15 protein-coding genes and 5 tRNA genes are annotated in these 15,400 nt (G+C 62.7%); 16 read left to right on the top strand and 4 right to left on the bottom strand.

The window, feature by feature from the left end; translation table 11 throughout:
• Positions 1-120: 120 nt before the first annotated feature.
• A complete protein-coding gene (locus ACQZ2L_RS11325; RefSeq protein WP_430326104.1) occupies positions 121-888 on the bottom strand; it encodes a hypothetical protein in 768 nt (255 codons plus the stop codon).
• A gap of 383 nt (positions 889-1,271) precedes the next feature.
• On the opposite strand from ACQZ2L_RS11325, the gene ACQZ2L_RS11320 reads away from it, so the two are divergent.
• From ACQZ2L_RS11320 to ACQZ2L_RS11300, 5 genes are all read left to right on the top strand, one after another.
• Positions 1,272-1,347: transfer RNA gene (locus ACQZ2L_RS11320), tRNA-Glu, on the top strand.
• A 2-nt stretch (positions 1,348-1,349) separates the two neighbouring features.
• Positions 1,350-1,425, top strand: a tRNA-Gly gene (locus ACQZ2L_RS11315).
• 82 nt (positions 1,426-1,507) lie between these two features.
• A tRNA-Glu gene (locus ACQZ2L_RS11310) sits at positions 1,508-1,583 on the top strand.
• A 3-nt stretch (positions 1,584-1,586) separates the two neighbouring features.
• Positions 1,587-1,662: transfer RNA gene (locus ACQZ2L_RS11305), tRNA-Gly, on the top strand.
• Between the two features lie 83 nt (positions 1,663-1,745).
• Positions 1,746-1,821, top strand: a tRNA-Gly gene (locus tag ACQZ2L_RS11300).
• Positions 1,822-1,942: 121 nt separating this feature from the next.
• Here ACQZ2L_RS11300 and ACQZ2L_RS11295 read toward each other — a convergent pair.
• Complete coding sequence (locus tag ACQZ2L_RS11295; protein WP_430326103.1) at positions 1,943-2,356, bottom strand: PA2817 family protein; 414 nt, start codon at positions 2,354-2,356, stop codon at positions 1,943-1,945.
• Between the two features lie 306 nt (positions 2,357-2,662).
• Complete coding sequence (locus ACQZ2L_RS11290; protein ID WP_430326102.1) at positions 2,663-5,110, bottom strand: acyl-CoA dehydrogenase; 2,448 nt, start codon at positions 5,108-5,110, stop codon at positions 2,663-2,665.
• Positions 5,111-5,332: 222 nt separating this feature from the next.
• On the opposite strand from ACQZ2L_RS11290, the gene ACQZ2L_RS11285 reads away from it, so the two are divergent.
• The 3 genes from ACQZ2L_RS11285 to ACQZ2L_RS11275 all read left to right on the top strand — a co-directional run bounded on the left by ACQZ2L_RS11285 (position 5,333) and on the right by ACQZ2L_RS11275 (position 7,810).
• The gene (locus ACQZ2L_RS11285; protein WP_430326101.1) at positions 5,333-5,956 is read left to right on the top strand and encodes a glutathione S-transferase; all 624 of its coding nucleotides are present in this window, start codon (positions 5,333-5,335) and stop codon (positions 5,954-5,956) included.
• Positions 5,957-6,101: 145 nt separating this feature from the next.
• A complete protein-coding gene (locus tag ACQZ2L_RS11280) occupies positions 6,102-7,034 on the top strand; it encodes an ABC transporter ATP-binding protein (protein WP_060481534.1) in 933 nt (310 codons plus the stop codon).
• Entirely contained in the window at positions 7,031-7,810 is a 780-nt protein-coding gene (locus tag ACQZ2L_RS11275) for an ABC transporter permease (protein WP_103438136.1), read from the top strand. Before ACQZ2L_RS11280 ends, ACQZ2L_RS11275 begins: the two co-directional genes overlap by 4 nt.
• Here ACQZ2L_RS11275 and ACQZ2L_RS11270 read toward each other — a convergent pair.
• Entirely contained in the window at positions 7,694-8,320 is a 627-nt protein-coding gene (locus ACQZ2L_RS11270) for a DUF2062 domain-containing protein (protein WP_430326100.1), read from the bottom strand. The two genes, ACQZ2L_RS11275 and ACQZ2L_RS11270, sit on opposite strands and share 117 nt — an antisense overlap.
• A 142-nt stretch (positions 8,321-8,462) precedes the next feature.
• On the opposite strand from ACQZ2L_RS11270, the gene ACQZ2L_RS11265 reads away from it, so the two are divergent.
• From ACQZ2L_RS11265 to murB, 8 genes are all read left to right on the top strand, one after another.
• Complete coding sequence (locus ACQZ2L_RS11265; protein WP_430326099.1) at positions 8,463-10,673, top strand: DNA internalization-related competence protein ComEC/Rec2; 2,211 nt, start codon at positions 8,463-8,465, stop codon at positions 10,671-10,673.
• Between the two features lie 90 nt (positions 10,674-10,763).
• Positions 10,764-11,399 carry a MotA/TolQ/ExbB proton channel family protein gene (locus ACQZ2L_RS11260; protein WP_314878178.1) on the top strand — a complete coding sequence of 212 codons (636 nt, stop codon included), beginning with the start codon at positions 10,764-10,766 and terminating at the stop codon, positions 11,397-11,399.
• On the top strand, positions 11,396-11,830 hold the full coding sequence (locus ACQZ2L_RS11255; RefSeq protein ID WP_430326098.1) for an ExbD/TolR family protein: 435 nt from the start codon (positions 11,396-11,398) through the stop codon (positions 11,828-11,830). Before ACQZ2L_RS11260 ends, ACQZ2L_RS11255 begins: the two co-directional genes overlap by 4 nt.
• Positions 11,830-12,837, top strand: a complete 1,008-nt coding sequence (lpxK, locus tag ACQZ2L_RS11250) for a tetraacyldisaccharide 4'-kinase (RefSeq protein WP_430326097.1) — start codon at positions 11,830-11,832, stop codon at positions 12,835-12,837. Before ACQZ2L_RS11255 ends, lpxK begins: the two co-directional genes overlap by 1 nt.
• A gap of 42 nt (positions 12,838-12,879) precedes the next feature.
• Positions 12,880-13,065 (top strand): Trm112 family protein, encoded by a 186-nt coding sequence (locus tag ACQZ2L_RS11245; protein ID WP_028633616.1) that lies wholly within the window; start codon positions 12,880-12,882, stop codon positions 13,063-13,065.
• Positions 13,062-13,826, top strand: coding sequence for a 3-deoxy-manno-octulosonate cytidylyltransferase (kdsB, locus tag ACQZ2L_RS11240; protein WP_430326096.1), 765 nt, complete (start codon positions 13,062-13,064; stop codon positions 13,824-13,826). Before ACQZ2L_RS11245 ends, kdsB begins: the two co-directional genes overlap by 4 nt.
• Positions 13,826-14,290, top strand: a complete 465-nt coding sequence (locus tag ACQZ2L_RS11235) for a low molecular weight protein-tyrosine-phosphatase (RefSeq protein WP_430326095.1) — start codon at positions 13,826-13,828, stop codon at positions 14,288-14,290. Before kdsB ends, ACQZ2L_RS11235 begins: the two co-directional genes overlap by 1 nt.
• Positions 14,287-15,306, top strand: a complete 1,020-nt coding sequence (gene murB, locus ACQZ2L_RS11230; RefSeq protein ID WP_430326094.1) for a UDP-N-acetylmuramate dehydrogenase — start codon at positions 14,287-14,289, stop codon at positions 15,304-15,306. Before ACQZ2L_RS11235 ends, murB begins: the two co-directional genes overlap by 4 nt.
• The last annotated feature ends 94 nt before the right edge of the window (positions 15,307-15,400 follow it).

Raw genomic sequence — 15,400 nt, 5'->3', positions numbered from 1 at the left:
AAGAGCCAGTGGTCCACATCATGTCGGATACCAGCAAAAGCCTGGCGCTGATTTCATTCAGTTCCAGGCTTTTGCACGCTTGCTGCACATGGCCCGCTTGCTGACCCCATGGCCTTATGCTCAGTCGTAGATAACCTTCTTCTTCCAGTTCTCTTCTTCGTCGGTCTTGAGGCCTGCGGTCAGCTCGTTGTTGTCGCTTTCGGCAGGCTCCATCTGGTCCAGCACCATGGCGTTGGCGCGGGCCAGCAGTTTTTCCAGATAGGTCAGCTGCTCTTCATACTGCTTGGGCTCCTGCTGCTTGCGCAGGTACTGCACGCCGCGCTCGAAGGCCAGCCGCGCCTGGCCTGGCTGATTTTGCTGGAGCGCCTGCTGGCCGAGGTTGTTGAAGAACTCGATGTGCAGCAGCACCAGGATGTGGCGGATCTCCTTGACCCAGTACTTGCCCTCGTTGCTGGCCAGGAAGCCTTCCTGGGTCGCCCGCACGATCTGGTGGTGCAGGGCTTCAAGCAAAAAGCGCACATCCTTGGCCTTGGCTTCTGTCTGGATCGGGCTTGGCGGATTGTTCACCGGCAGCTTGTCACCCAGAGCAAGCAAACCGTCCAGCTCGGCCAGACGCGCTTTGAGCGGGGCACTGTGCTTGTCTACGGCCAGCTGGCGCTGAGTGATATTTTGCTCAAGGCGAGTCATCAACAGCTTCAGTGCCGGGTTCATCAATTGCCCGGGGAAAGTCTCGTTGATTTCGCCGCAGCGGCGTGCGCGTTCGGCCAGCTCGATTTTCAGCCGTGCGCGTTCTAGCTTGCTGTTCTCGACCACATTGTTGAGGTAGCCGATGACGATCAGCAGGGCGATGCCGGCAACGATGAGCAGAGTGATCAGAAGTGGTGTCACCGTTAACGCCTCATGAATAAGTTTTGCTGCAATGAGTGTAGTGAGTTCGCTGAAGGGCGAACAGTGCAGCTTGGCGGACGCCAGGCACAACGCCTGTATCCTGTGTCGGCTCGCACGGCAAAAACTGCAGTGCAGCCCACCGCTAGTGGCACTTTGCTGCGAGCTTGCCGGGCTGCTGTCAGAAAATCAACGCCAATCCCCGGACGCTGCCTATATAGCTGCGCGGCCAACCGCGAAGTCATTGATTTCAATAAATTTATACAAAGGGGTTGACGGCTTTCGAAGGCATCCCTAGAATGCGCGCCACTTGCAGCGGAAAGCTAACCGCTCGATGCAGCAAGTCAGTAGCACCAAGGCAGTAAAAAATAGTGAAGATGTAGCGTGTCCCCTTCGTCTAGTGGCCTAGGACACCGCCCTTTCACGGCGGTAACAGGGGTTCGAGTCCCCTAGGGGACGCCATTGCGGGAATAGCTCAGTTGGTAGAGCACGACCTTGCCAAGGTCGGGGTCGCGAGTTCGAGTCTCGTTTCCCGCTCCAGTTTTCAGGGTTTTGCCTCACGGCAGGGCTCGAAAAAAGAAATCCAGGGCTTGTACCTGGTGCGCTGCAAAGCGTCGGCATTGTCCCCTTCGTCTAGTGGCCTAGGACACCGCCCTTTCACGGCGGTAACAGGGGTTCGAGTCCCCTAGGGGACGCCATTTGCGGGAATAGCTCAGTTGGTAGAGCACGACCTTGCCAAGGTCGGGGTCGCGAGTTCGAGTCTCGTTTCCCGCTCCAGTTTAAAACTGTGGCGTTCATGACGGTACAGGGTGGTGAAGGGCTTCATGCTGCTTCACGCCATCAGCAGTTTGCTTCACCCCGCGGGAATAGCTCAGTTGGTAGAGCACGACCTTGCCAAGGTCGGGGTCGCGAGTTCGAGTCTCGTTTCCCGCTCCAATTTGAAAACGCCACTTCGTTTGAAGTGGCGTTTTTTTTTGGCTGGGATTTGCTTGAAGCGAACCCAATTCGTTATCAGGGTAACCCACGGTTACTCTGATAACGGCAGGGCGGCTGGCAATCAGTGTTGGGTATCCCCCGGCGCCGCCTGGCTAAGCAAGCGCTTCTCCAGGTGCCAGTCAAACGGCTCATCGTTCTCCTCAGCTTCAAACCGCCGCTCTTCCAGCGCCTGATACAAATCCAGCTCGTCATCAGGCATGAAGTGCAGGCAGTCGCCGCCGAAGAACCACAACAGGTCACGAGGGACCAGGTGGGCGATTTGCGGGTAGCGTTGGATGACCTGGCAGAGCAGGTCCTGACCCAGGTACTGGCTCTCCAGTGGGTCTTGCGGGAGCAGGGTCAGCAGTTCGTCGAAGCGCTCGAGAAACAGGCCGTGGCTTTCTTCCGGCACTTGCTCGGCTTCGCCCAGGGCCACCAAAATGGTGCGCAGATGTTGGAGCAGTTGCAGGTGATACTCCAGGTGGGTGTTGGCCATGAGCAGATTCCTCGGGGTTGGCTGAAACGGGGCGCGGAGTATACGCTTGAATGCTGGCTCAGGCGACCCAGGGTCATGTGTGGGCACTACGCTGGCGCCACTAGTGATATTTTTCTCAGAGTATTCGCCATCTGCATTCGATGCAGGTCTGCAATATGGGGGCGCTACGCACCCCTTTCGCGACACAAGGCCGCTCCTACAGAGACCGCGCACTAACGACGGGCATAGGCAAACTGTAGGAGCGGACTTGCCGGGGCGACGTACCCGAACAGGGGCAAGTTCAGAAGCCCTTTAAGCACATGGCGCTTAACGCACCTTGTCGGCTGTTGGCAGCAGTTGCTCCTTGTCGAAGGCGTCGACGTCGATCACCACGCGGCGTGCGGCTTCGGCGGCGTGCAGGCGTTGCCCTTCGTCGGGTTGCAACACGCCGGCAATCACAGCGGCATCGATCACCGACTGGCCAGGCGCTGGCGCGACCTTGCCCTGCTTGATCGCTTGATGCAGGGCTATGTGCAGTGGTGCTGCGTCGTCAAGCAGCTCACAGGCGCGCTGCAGGGCGGCGACCGGATCATCTTGGCCATCCGGGCGGTAGCAACCGGCAAGCAACTCTTCCAGGGCTGGGTCGCCTTTGCCGCGGCCGATCAACTCGGCAACTTCGGCGTCGAGCTGGTCGCTTGGGCCGGTGTGCTGGCGACCGAACGGGAACACCAGCACGCGCAGGGCGCAGCCGACGAAGCGGTTGGGGAAGTTGTCGAGCAGGCTGTCCAGCGCATGCTCGGCCTTGCCCAGACTTTCTTCCATGGCCCAGCGCAGCAGCGGTCGCAGATACTCAGGCGAGCCTTGATCGTGGTAGCGCTTGAGCGCGGCGGAGGCGAGGTAGAGGTAGCTGAGCACATCGCCCAGGCGTGCACTGAGCCGCTCGCGGCGTTTCAGTGCGCCGCCCAGCAGCATCATCGACAGGTCGGCGAGCAGGGCAAAGGCTGCGGCCTGGCGGTTGAGGGCGCGGAAGTAGCCTTGGCTGAGGACATCGCCGGGGACGCGCTCGAAGCGGCCCAGTCCCAGGCCGAGCACCAGCGTGCTGGCGGCGTTGCCGACGGCGAAGCCGATGTGCTTGAGCAGCAGCGCATCGAACTCCTTGAGTGCCTGGTCGCGGTCTTCGCGGCCGGCCAGGGCCATTTCCTTGAGCACGAACGGATGGCAGCGGATCGCACCCTGGCCAAAGATCATCAGGTTGCGCGAAAGGATGTTGGCGCCTTCGACGGTGATGAAGATCGGCGCGCCTTGCCAGTTGCGGCCCAGGTAGTTGTTCGGGCCCATAATGATGCCTTTGCCGCCGTGCACGTCCATGGCGTGCTGGATGCACTCGCGGCCGCGTTCGGTCAGGTGATACTTGAGGATCGCCGACAGTACCGAGGGCTTCTCGCCGAGGTCGACGGCCTTGGCCGTCAGCAGGCGGGCGCTGTCCATCAGCCAGGCGTTGCCGCCAATCCGCGCCAGCGATTCCTGGATGCCTTCGAATGCCGCCAGTGGCACGTTGAACTGTTCGCGCACGCGGGCGTACTGTCCGGTCACCAGGCTGGTGTACTTGGCAGCACCGGTGCCGACGGCAGGCAGCGAAATCGAGCGGCCTACCGACAGGCAGTTCATCAGCATCATCCAGCCTTTGCCGAGCATCTCCTGGCCACCGATCAGGTAGCTCAACGGGATGAATACATCCTTGCCACTGTTGGGGCCGTTCATGAAGGCGGCGCCCAGCGGCAGGTGGCGTTTACCGATATCGACGCCGGGGGTGTCGGTGGGGATCAGGGCCAGGCTGATGCCCAGTTCTTCCCGGTCGCCAAGCAAATGTTCCGGGTCATAGGCCTTGAAGGCCAGGCCGAGCAGGGTGGCGACGGGGCCGAGGGTGATGTAGCGCTTTTCCCAGTTCAGGCGCAGCCCGAGCACTTCCTCGCCTTGCCAGTCACCTTTGCAGATGATGCCGGTGTCGGGCATGGCGCCGGCGTCGGAGCCGGCCAGTGGCCCGGTCAGGGCAAAGCAGGGGATCTCGTCACCGCGCGCCAGGCGTGGCAGGTAGTGGTTGCGTTGCTCGTCGGTGCCGTAGTGCAGCAGCAGTTCGGCCGGGCCGAGCGAGTTGGGCACCATCACGGTAGAGGCCAGGTCGCCGCTGCGGGTCGCCAGTTTCATCGCGACCTGAGAATGGGCATAGGCCGAGAAGCCTTTGCCGCCGTATTCCTTGGGGATGATCAGGGCGAAGAAGCCATGCTCCTTGATATGCGCCCAGGCTGCAGGCGGCAGGTCGAGGTCCTGGCCGATCTGCCAGTCGCTGACCAGCGCGCACAGCTCGTTGGTCGGGCCGTCGATGAACGCCTGTTCTTCTTCCGTGAGCTTCGGAGCGGGGTAGTCGAGCAGGGTGTTCCAGTTCGGTTGCCCACTGAACAGCTGGCCGTCCCACCACACCGTGCCGGCATCGATCGCTTCGCGCTCGGTCTGCGACATGGGCGGCAGGGTTTTCTGGAACCAGCTGAACACGCGCCCGGTAAACACCTTGCGCCGCCAGTCAGGCAGCACCAGCAGGGCGGTGATCGCCGCCAGCGGCAGCCAGATCAGCACCAGCAACCAGCCTGGTGCACTGCTGAAGATCCCCATCAGCAAGGTATAGGCGGCAACGATGCCGAGGATCTGCAAAGGCGGCAAGCGCCGGTGCGTGAGATATGCCACACCAATCAGCAGCACCACCAACCACAACAGCAACATAGGTCTTCCTCCTTGGAAGCTTGGGCTTGGGCCGACCCCACAGAGCTTAGCCGGCATCTGCCGAACGGCCTCGTCTGTTCAGTGACAGGACATGACCTTGGGAGTTCGCCAGGTTGATGTCAACGCATGTGTCGTGAACGACTGTGATACGGCAACACCCACCCATAAGCGTGCTCGGCTGGAGTAGACTGATGCCTCTATTGCATACACAGGGAGCTTGCCATGCTGAAGATCTGGGGCCGTAAAAACTCGAGCAACGTGCGCAAGGCACTGTGGATTGCCCACGAGCTTGGGCTGGAGTTCCAGGCCATCGATGCTGGCGGCGCCTTTGGTGTGGTCAATGACCCCGAGTACCGCGCGCGCAACCCTAACGGCCTGGTGCCGATGCTCGAAGATGACGACCTGGTGCTGTGGGAATCCAACACCATCGTTCGCTACCTGTGCGCTGCATACGGCCGCGAGCAGGGTTGGTACCTGGAAGATCCGCGTCAGCGAGCGCTGGCGGATAAATGGATGGACTGGACCACATCTGCCCTGGCCACGCCGTTCCGGCCGCTGTTCTGGGGCATGCTGCGTACGCCTGAAGAGCAACGCGACTGGGTCGCGATCAACGCCGCGCTGAAGACCTGTGGCGACCTGTTGGCTATTGCCGATGAAACATTGGCCAGGCAACCGTACTTGTCCGGCGAGCAGATCGGCATGGGTGACATTCCCCTGGGCTGCTTCGCCTACGCCTGGTTCGAGATGCCCATCGAGCGCCCTGAGTTGCCCCACCTGCAGGCCTGGTACGAGCGCCTCAAGGCACGGCCGGCCTATCAGGCGGCGGTAATGACCGCGCTGACCTGATCGAACACCTGTGCGCTTTCGATAGTCACTATCAATGCACATGACTGTACTTGTGTGGCCCTGGCTTGCACCATGGGCCGCACTCACTGCGCCAGTGACCTGATCTGGCGTGTCCTGAACCTCCTAGAATGGTACGTGACCCGCTATGAGTTCTGCTCTGTCCATCCGACAGCTGACCAAAACCTACGGCAACGGCTTCCAGGCCCTCAAGGGTATTGATCTGGATGTCGCCGAAGGTGACTTCTTCGCCTTGCTCGGCCCCAACGGCGCCGGCAAATCCACCACCATCGGCATTCTCTCGACCCTGGTCAACAAGACCAGCGGCAGCGTCAATGTCTTCGGCCATGATCTGGACCGCGAGCCTGCCGCGCTGAAGCGCTGCCTGGGCGTGGTACCTCAGGAATTCAACTTCAACCAGTTCGAAAAGACCTTCGACATCGTCGTCACCCAGGCCGGTTACTACGGTATCCCGCCCAAGTTGGCCAAGGAACGCGCTGAGCAGTACCTGACCCAGTTGGGGCTGTGGGACAAGCGCGACGTGCCGTCGCGCTCATTGTCCGGCGGCATGAAGCGCCGGCTGATGATTGCCCGTGCACTGATTCACGAACCGCGCCTGTTGATCCTCGACGAGCCAACCGCGGGCGTCGACATCGAACTGCGCCGGTCGATGTGGAGCTTTCTCACCGAGCTCAACGAGAAAGGCATCACCATCATTCTGACCACGCATTATCTGGAAGAGGCCGAGCAGCTGTGCCGCAACATCGGCATCATCGACCACGGCACCATTGTCGAGAACACCAGCATGCGCAAACTGCTCGGCACGCTGCATGTCGAGACCTTTGTGCTGGACTTGAAGCAGGACCTGACCACGGTGCCAACCCTGCATGGCTACCCGTGCCGGCTGATCACCCCGCACACGCTGGAGGTGCAGGTCGACAAGGATATCGGCATCACCGCGCTGTTCGGCCAGTTGGCCTTGCAGAACATCGAGGTGCAGAGCTTGCGCAACAAGACCAACCGGCTTGAGGAGTTGTTCGTGTCACTGGTAGAGAAAAACCTGTCGAAGGTGGCCGTATGAGTGTGGAACTGCGCACCAACTGGGTCGCCCTGAACACCATCGTCTACCGTGAAGTGCGCCGCTTCCTGCGGATCTGGCCGCAGACACTGCTGCCGCCGGCCATCACCATGGTCTTGTACTTCGTCATCTTCGGTAACCTGATCGGTCGACAGATTGGCGATATGGGTGGCTTCACCTACATGGAGTACATCGTGCCTGGGCTGATCATGATGTCGGTGATCACCAACTCCTACGGCAACGTCGTCTCGAGCTTCTTCGGCAGCAAGTTCCAGCGCTCGATCGAGGAGTTGATGGTGTCGCCGGTATCGCCGCACACCATTCTCGTCGGCTACGTGCTCGGCGGCGTGCTGCGTGGGCTGGCGGTCGGGGTGATCGTGACCATCCTGTCGATGTTCTTCACCCACCTGCAGGTGCATCACCTGGGCGTGACCGTGGTGGTAGTGCTGTTGACCGCAACCATCTTCTCGCTGCTGGGCTTCGTCAACGCAGTGTTTGCGCGCAATTTCGATGATATCTCGATCATCCCGACCTTCGTGCTGACCCCGCTGACCTATCTGGGCGGGGTGTTCTACTCGATCAGCCTGCTGCCGCCGTTCTGGCAGGTGGTGTCACTGGCGAACCCAGTGCTGCACATGGTCAACTCGTTCCGCTACGGCATCCTAGGGGTTTCGGATATCAGTATCGGTACGGCGATCACCTTCATGCTGGTGGCCACCGCTGTGCTGTATGCCCTGTGCATTCGCCTGCTGGTCAGTGGCCGCGGCATGCGTGCCTGAGTTGCGTTGCTTGCGTCGGCGCCACTGACGGCCGACCCACCAGCGCCAGTAGCTCATGGTAATGAAGTAGGCGGCGATGCCCAGCACCACGCCGCACACCACCGAGCCGAGCAGAAATGGCTGCCACACGGTAGCCAGCTGGTTGGTGATCCACTCGAAGGTGAGGTCGTCGGGCAGGCTGCGGGGCGGCGTCTGCAACAGCCAGGCGCCGGTCATGTAGGTAACGAAGAATACCGGCGGCATGGTCAGCGGGTTGGTCAGCCAGACCAGGCTGACCGCAATCGGCAGGTTGCCGCGCAGCGGGATCGCCAGTGCTGCGGCCAGCAGCATCTGCATCGGCATCGGGATCAATGCTGCAAACAGGCCCACGCCCATGGCCCTTGCCACTGAGTGACGGTTCAGGTGCCAGAGGTTGGGGTCGTGCAGCAATTTGCCGAAAAAGCGTAAGGACTTGTGTTCCCGAATGCTGGTCGGATCCGGCATGTACCGTTTGAACAGGCGGCGCGGCATGGGGGCTCCCGGGGCAGTGATCGGGCAAGTATGCCTTGATTCCCGCAGCGGCTCGTTCAGAGTTTGTGACAATTGTTGAGCAAGACCGCCCCTCAAATACGCTATTCCTCTGCAGGCTTTCTTGCTTGCGGAGCTCTACTTCATGCGCACAGGGATGTTGGCGCTTGCGCTCGGGCTGTTGTGCCTGGGCTTTCTCCCCGTTCTGCCGACGGTCGGCTGGCTGAGCGTGCTGCTGCTGGCTGCGCTTGGCTGCCTGGCTACGCGAGTCTGGCCGCTGGGCTGCTTGCTGCTGGGCTTTTGCTGGGCGTGCTGGTCGGCGCAGCAGGCGCTGGATGATCGTCTGGCGCATTCACTCGATGGCCGCACGCTATGGCTTGAGGGGCGCGTGGTCGGCCTGCCGGCGGCATCGGCCCACGGTGTGCGCTTCGAACTGGATGAACCCGCTTCGCGCCGCGCCGAATTACCCAGGCGCTTGCAACTGAACTGGTTCGACGGCCCTGAGGTGCATGCCGGAGAGCGCTGGCGCCTGGCCGTGACCCTGAAACGCCCGCGCGGCCTGCTCAATCCCCATGGACCAGACCGCGAGGCGACGCTGTTGGCCCGGCGCATCGGCGCCACTGGCACGGTCAAGGCCGGGGAGTTGCTGGCACCGGTGGCCGGCGGCTGGCGCGACAGTCTGCGCCAGCGCCTGCTGGCAGTGGATGCCTGGGGCCGCGAAGCGGCGTTGGCGGCGCTGGTACTGGGCGATGGCTCGGGGCTGGCCAGGCAGGATTGGCAGACGCTACAGGCGACCGGCACGGTGCACCTGCTGGTTATCTCGGGGCAGCACATCGGTCTGGTCGCAGGTTTGGTTTACGGCCTGGTGGCGGGGCTGGCACGTTATGGCGGTTGGCCACGGCGCTGGCCATGGCTGCCGTGGGCGTGTGGTTTGGCCATGATCGCGGCGCTGGGCTACGGCTGGCTGGCCGGGTTTGGCGTGCCGGTGCAGCGGGCCTGTCTGATGCTGGCGGTGGTGCTGCTCTGGCGCCTGCGTTTTCGCCAGTTGGGCGCGTTCGTGCCGCTTTTGATGGCGCTGTGTGGCGTGTTGCTGGTGGAACCATTGGCCAGCTTGCTACCGGGATTCTGGTTGTCGTTTGGCGCAGTTGCGGTGCTGATCTACTGCTTTGCTCAGCGCCTTGGCGGTTGGCGGCCGTGGCAAGCGTGGACGCGTGCGCAGTGGGTGATCGCCATCGGTTTGTTGCCGGCGATGCTGGCGCTTGGCCTGCCGATCAGTCTGAGCGCGCCGTTGGCCAATCTGCTCGCGGTGCCCTGGATCAGCTTCGTGGTGCTGCCGTTGGCGTTGCTGGGGGCCTTGTTGCTACCGCTGGCCGGGCTTGGCGAGATGCTGCTGTGGCTGGCGGGTGCAGCGCTGGATGGCCTGTTCCGCTTGCTGGCGCTGGTGGCCCAGTGGCAGCCGGCATGGACTGCACGGCGGTTGCCGCTGCTGGCCTGGTTGCTGGTGCTGAGCGGCGCCTTGGTCATGCTGCTGCCCCGTGGCGTACCGATGCGTGGCCTGGGCGCGCTGATGCTGCTGGCGCTGTGGGTGCCTGGCGAGCTGTTGCCGGAAGGGCAGGTCGAAGTGCTGCAGCTGGATGTCGGCCAAGGCCTGGCGATCCTTTTGCGTACGCGAAACCACAGCCTGCTCTACGACGCTGGGCCGGCGCGCGGCGACAGTGACCTGGGCGAAAGCGTAGTGTTGCCGACTTTACGCAAGCTGGGCGTCGATCGCCTGGATGTGCTGCTGATCAGCCATGCCCATGCCGACCATGCCGGCGGTGCGGCGGCCGTGCAGCGTGGCCTGCCGGTCGAGCGCGTTGTGGCCGGTGAGCCGGAGCAGGCGCACCTGGCGCAACCCTGTGAGGCGGGGCAGGGCTGGCAGTGGGACGGTGTCGACTTCTCACTCTGGCATTGGCCGCAGGGGCGTTCGAGCAACGACCGTTCATGCGTATTGCTGGTCGAGGCGCAGGGCGAGCGTCTGCTGCTGGCCGGCGACATTGAAGCCAGCGCCGAACGCGCCTGGCTGGCGGCCCATGACGACAAACGTATCGACTGGCTGCAGTCGCCGCACCACGGCAGTCGCAGTTCGTCCACCGAAGCGTTCATTGCTGCCACCACGCCGCGTGGCGTGTTGATTTCCCGCGGTGCGCACAACGGTTTCGGCCATCCGCATGCGCAGGTGCTCGAGCGCTACCAGCGCCATGGCATGGCCATTCACGACACTGCTGTCGAGGGCGCCTTGAGCCTGCGCCTTGGCGCTCGCGCTGAGGTTGCCGGGCAGCGTACCCAGCGCCGGTTCTGGCGTGACACAGAATGACCCAGACACGTGCATTGTTGCGACCTCCGGCAACTCAGCCGAGGGCGATCCTATGGTAGAGTGGCGGCCTTTTTCGAGGGGATGATTACTGTGTGGGAATTGGTAAAGTCCGGTGGTTGGATGATGCTGCCGATCATTCTGAGCTCCATCGTCGCCATGGCTATCGTCGTCGAACGCCTGTGGACCCTGCGCGCCAGTCGCGTAACCCCGCCGCACCTGCTCGGTCAGGTGTGGATGTGGATCAAGGACAAGCAGCTCACCAGTGACAAGCTCAAGAGCCTTCGCGCCGATTCGCCGCTGGGCGAGATCCTCGCTGCGGGCCTGGCCAACTCGCGCCATGGCCGCGAAATCATGAAAGAGTGCATCGAAGAAGCCGCCTCGCGAGTCATTCACGAGCTCGAGCGCTATATCAGCACGCTCGGCACCATCGCTGCGATGGCACCGCTGCTGGGTCTGCTCGGTACCGTGCTCGGCATGATCGACATCTTCAGCGCGTTCATGGGGTCGCAGATGACCGCCAACGCTTCGGTGCTCGCCGGTGGTATCTCCAAAGCCCTCGTGACCACGGCTGCAGGCCTGATGGTCGGTATCCCGGCGGTGTTCTTCCACCGCTTCCTGCTGCGCCGCATCGACGAGCTGGTGGTCGGCATGGAGCAAGAGGCGATCAAGCTGGTCGAAGTCGTGCAAGGTGACCGCGAAGTCGAAGTGGCGGGAGGCAAGGCGTGAAGTTCCGGCGCAACCGCGCGCGGGAGAACGTCGACATCAACCTGGCGTCGTTGATCGACGTGGTGTTCGTGCTGCTGCTGTTCTTCGTTGTCACCACCACCTTCACTCGCGAGAACCAGCTGCGGGTCGAGCTGCCGGAGGCCTCAACAGGCGCGCCGGCCGAGGCCGACGACGGCAAGCGGGTGGATATCACCATCAGCGCCGACGGCGTGTACTCGGTGAACAATCACCTGCTGCCGAAAAGCGACCTGGCCACTCTGGTCGAGGCGCTGCAGCAGGAGTCCGGTGGTGATACCAAGCTGCCATTGTCGATCAGCGCAGATGGCAAAACCCCGCATCAGTCGGTGGTGACCGCCATGGACGCGGCAGGCAAGCTTGGTTTCAGCCAGTTGCGCATGACCACGGTCGAGGCCGCAGCGGGGACGCCCTGATGGCTTTCACCGAGCGCTTGCTTGCGGCCTGGTATAACGGCCATCCAGCCCTGGCTCTGTTGCGGCCGCTGGAGCTGTTGTACCGGCGCGTGGTGCTACGCAAGCGTGCGCGCTTTGTCAGTGGTGCAAGCGCCGCTTACCGCGCGCCGGTGCCGGTCATTGTGGTCGGCAACATTACCGTTGGCGGCACCGGCAAGACGCCGATGATCCTCTGGTTGATCGAACACTGCCGCAAGCGCGGCTTGCGTGTCGGTGTGGTCAGCCGCGGTTACGGTGCCAAGCCGCCTTCGCTGCCCTGGCGGGTGGCGGCCGAGCACAGTGCCGAGCAGGCCGGCGACGAGCCATTGTTGATAGTTCAGCGCACAGGTGTGCCGCTGATGATTGATCCCGACCGTTCGGCGGCCGTACGCGGGCTGCTTGCCAGCGAACCCCTTGACCTGATCCTCTGCGACGACGGCATGCAGCATTACCGCCTGGCGCGTGACCTTGAGCTGGTGCTGATCGATGCCGCACGCGGTCTGGGCAATCGCCGCTGCCTGCCCGCAGGGCCACTGCGCGAGCCGGTCGAGCGCCTCGACGAGGTCGACGCGCTGCTCTACAACGGCGCCAGCAGCGACCGCGATGACGGCTTCGCCTTTCAACTCAAGCCTTCGGCGCTGGTCAACCTGCGCACTGGCGAACGTCGTGGGCTTGATCATTTCAGCCCTGGCCAGGCCGTGCATGCGGTGGCGGGCATCGGCAATCCACAACGTTTCTTCAACACCCTGCTGCAGCTAAACTGGCAGCCGGTGCCGCACCCGTTTGCCGACCATGCGCAGTTCAGCGCTGAAGGGCTGACGTTCAGCCCGACGCTGCCGCTGGTGATGACCGAAAAAGATGCGGTGAAATGCCGTGACTTTGCCGCTGACGACTGGTGGTATCTGACAGTCGAGGCGCAACCGTCGCCGGCCTTCAGTACCTGGTTCGACGCCCAGCTTAAGCGTCTGCTGCCTGCGCAGCAGCCCTGACCCTGTTCAATTTTCCGGCCGCTTGGCCCCAAGGACGCACTCATGGACACCAAACTGCTTGATATCCTGGCTTGCCCGATCACCAAAGGCCCACTCAAGCTCAGCGCCGACAAGACCGAGCTGATCAGCAAAGGCGCAGGCCTGGCCTACCCGGTGCGTGATGGCATTCCGGTCATGCTGGAAAGCGAAGCACGCACCCTGACCGACGACGAGCGTCTGGACAAATGAGCCTGAACTTTACCGTGGTCATCCCCGCCCGCCTGCGCTCCACGCGCCTGCCGGGCAAGCCGCTGTTGTTGATCGCTGGCAAACCGATGGTCCAGCACGTCTGGGAACAGGCGCGCAAAAGCAGCGCCAGCCGGGTGGTGATCGCCACCGATGACGAAAGTATCGTTGCCGCCTGCCAGGCCTTTGGTGCCGAAGTCTTGCTGACCCGCGCTGATCACGAGTCGGGTACTGATCGCCTGGCCGAAGTTGCCGCCCAGTTGGGTTTGGCCAGTGATGCCATCGTTGTCAACGTGCAGGGCGACGAGCCACTGATCCCGCCGGTGATCATCGACCAGGTCGCCGCCAATCTCGCGGCACATCCAGAAGCTGGCATCGCCACCCTGGCTGAGCCGATCCATGAGCCGCAGACGGTGTTCAATCCCAATGCGGTCAAGGTAGTCAGCGACAAGAATGGCCTGGCCCTGAGCTTCAGCCGTGCACCGCTGCCGTGGGCCCGCGATGCGTTTGCGGTAAACCGCGAGCAGTTGCCGCCGACAGTGCCTTATCGCCGCCATATTGGCATGTATGCCTACCGCGTCGGTTTTCTGCAGGACTTTGTCAGCTGGGGCCCGTGCTGGCTCGAGCAGACCGAAGCGCTGGAGCAGCTGCGGGCGCTGTGGCATGGCGTGCGTATCCACGTTGAAGATGCACTGGAGGCTCCGGCCGTGGGCGTTGATACTCCAGAAGACCTGGAGCGCGTTCGGCGCTTGTTGGAGGCCTGATGCGCGTTCTGTTTGTGTGCCTAGGCAATATTTGCCGCTCGCCCACGGCTGAAGGGGTGTTGCGCCATCAGCTGCAACGCGCCGGGCTGGCGGACCAGGTAGAAGTGGCCTCGGCCGGTACGGGCGACTGGCACGTGGGCAAGGCGCCTGACGCGCGCACCTGCAAAACCGCCCTGGCACGCGGCTATGACCTGTCGGCGCAACGTGCCCAGCAGGTCAAGGCCAGCCACTTTGCCGAGTACGACCTGGTGCTGGCCATGGATGCCAGCAACCTCGCCGACCTCAAGGCCATGCGCCCGCCGGCGTCCAAGGGCGAGCTGGATCTGTTCCTGCGTCGTTATGACGGCGCACTGGATGAAGTGCCCGACCCGTATTACGGCGGCGCGGCCGGTTTTGAGCAGGTCCTGGACCTGATCGAGCTGGCCTGCGAGCAGTTGGTCAATGAAATCCGAGGAAGGCTATGACTGCCACCTGGCAACAGCAGGTATCGCTGAAGCCTTTCAATACTTTTGGTATTGACGTCAAAGCTCGCTATTTCACCCAAGCGCATAACGACGCCGACGTGCGGGCTGCATTGCTCGAGGCAGCGCGCCTGGATGTTCCGGTGCTGGTGATCGGCGGCGGCAGCAACCTGCTGTTGACCGGTGACATCGACGCGCTGGTGCTGCATATGGCCAGCCGTGGCCGGCGGCTGCTGAGCGAGGAGGGCGACCGCGTGGTGGTCGAGGCCGAAGCCGGTGAGCCTTGGCATGAGTTTGTTCAATGGAGCCTGGCGCAGGGTTGCAGCGGGCTGGAGAACCTCAGCCTGATTCCCGGCACTGTGGGCGCGGCGCCAATGCAGAACGTCGGTGCCTACGGTGTCGAGATCAAGGATGTGTTTGCCGGCTTGACTGCGCTCGACCGAGAAACGGGCGAACTCAAGGATTTTTCCCTTGAGGAGTGCGGGTTTGGTTACCGAGACAGCGTCTTCAAACGCAATCCCGGTCGCTGGTTGATCCTGCGTGTGCGCTTTGCCCTGAGCCGCAGCTTGCGCGCGCACCTGGACTACGGCCCAGTGCGGCAGCGCCTGCACGAGCAGGGCGTCGCCGAGCCGACCGCGCAGGCAATCAGTGATGCCATCTGCAGCATTCGCCGAGAAAAACTGCCCGACCCGCTCGTGCTGGGCAATGCCGGTAGCTTTTTCAAGAATCCACTGGTCAGCGCCGTGCTCGGCGAGCAGCTTCGCGCTCGCTATCCGGGTGTGGTGGCTTATCCGCAGGCCGATGGCCAGCTTAAGCTGGCGGCGGGCTGGTTGATCGAGCAGGCAGGATGGAAGGGCTATCGCGATGGCGATGCCGGCGTGCACCGGTTGCAGTCGCTGGTACTGGTCAATTATGGCCAGGCCTCGGGGGCGCAGCTGCATGCGCTGGCGCAGAAGATTCAGGCTGATATCTTCGCCAGGTTTGGCGTGGAGCTGGAGATGGAGCCGAATCTGTACTGAGTAGGCGGCCCATGCAGATGCCAGCGCAACGCTGAATCCAACGCCAAAAAAAGCCCCGCCAGTTCGCACTGGCGGGGCTTTTTCATTCAGCCTT

The organism is Pseudomonas shirazensis (assembly GCF_050496565.1).
Lineage (GTDB): Bacteria > Pseudomonadota > Gammaproteobacteria > Pseudomonadales > Pseudomonadaceae > Aquipseudomonas > Aquipseudomonas shirazensis_A.
This window is presented reverse-complemented; position numbering and strand designations above follow the sequence as displayed.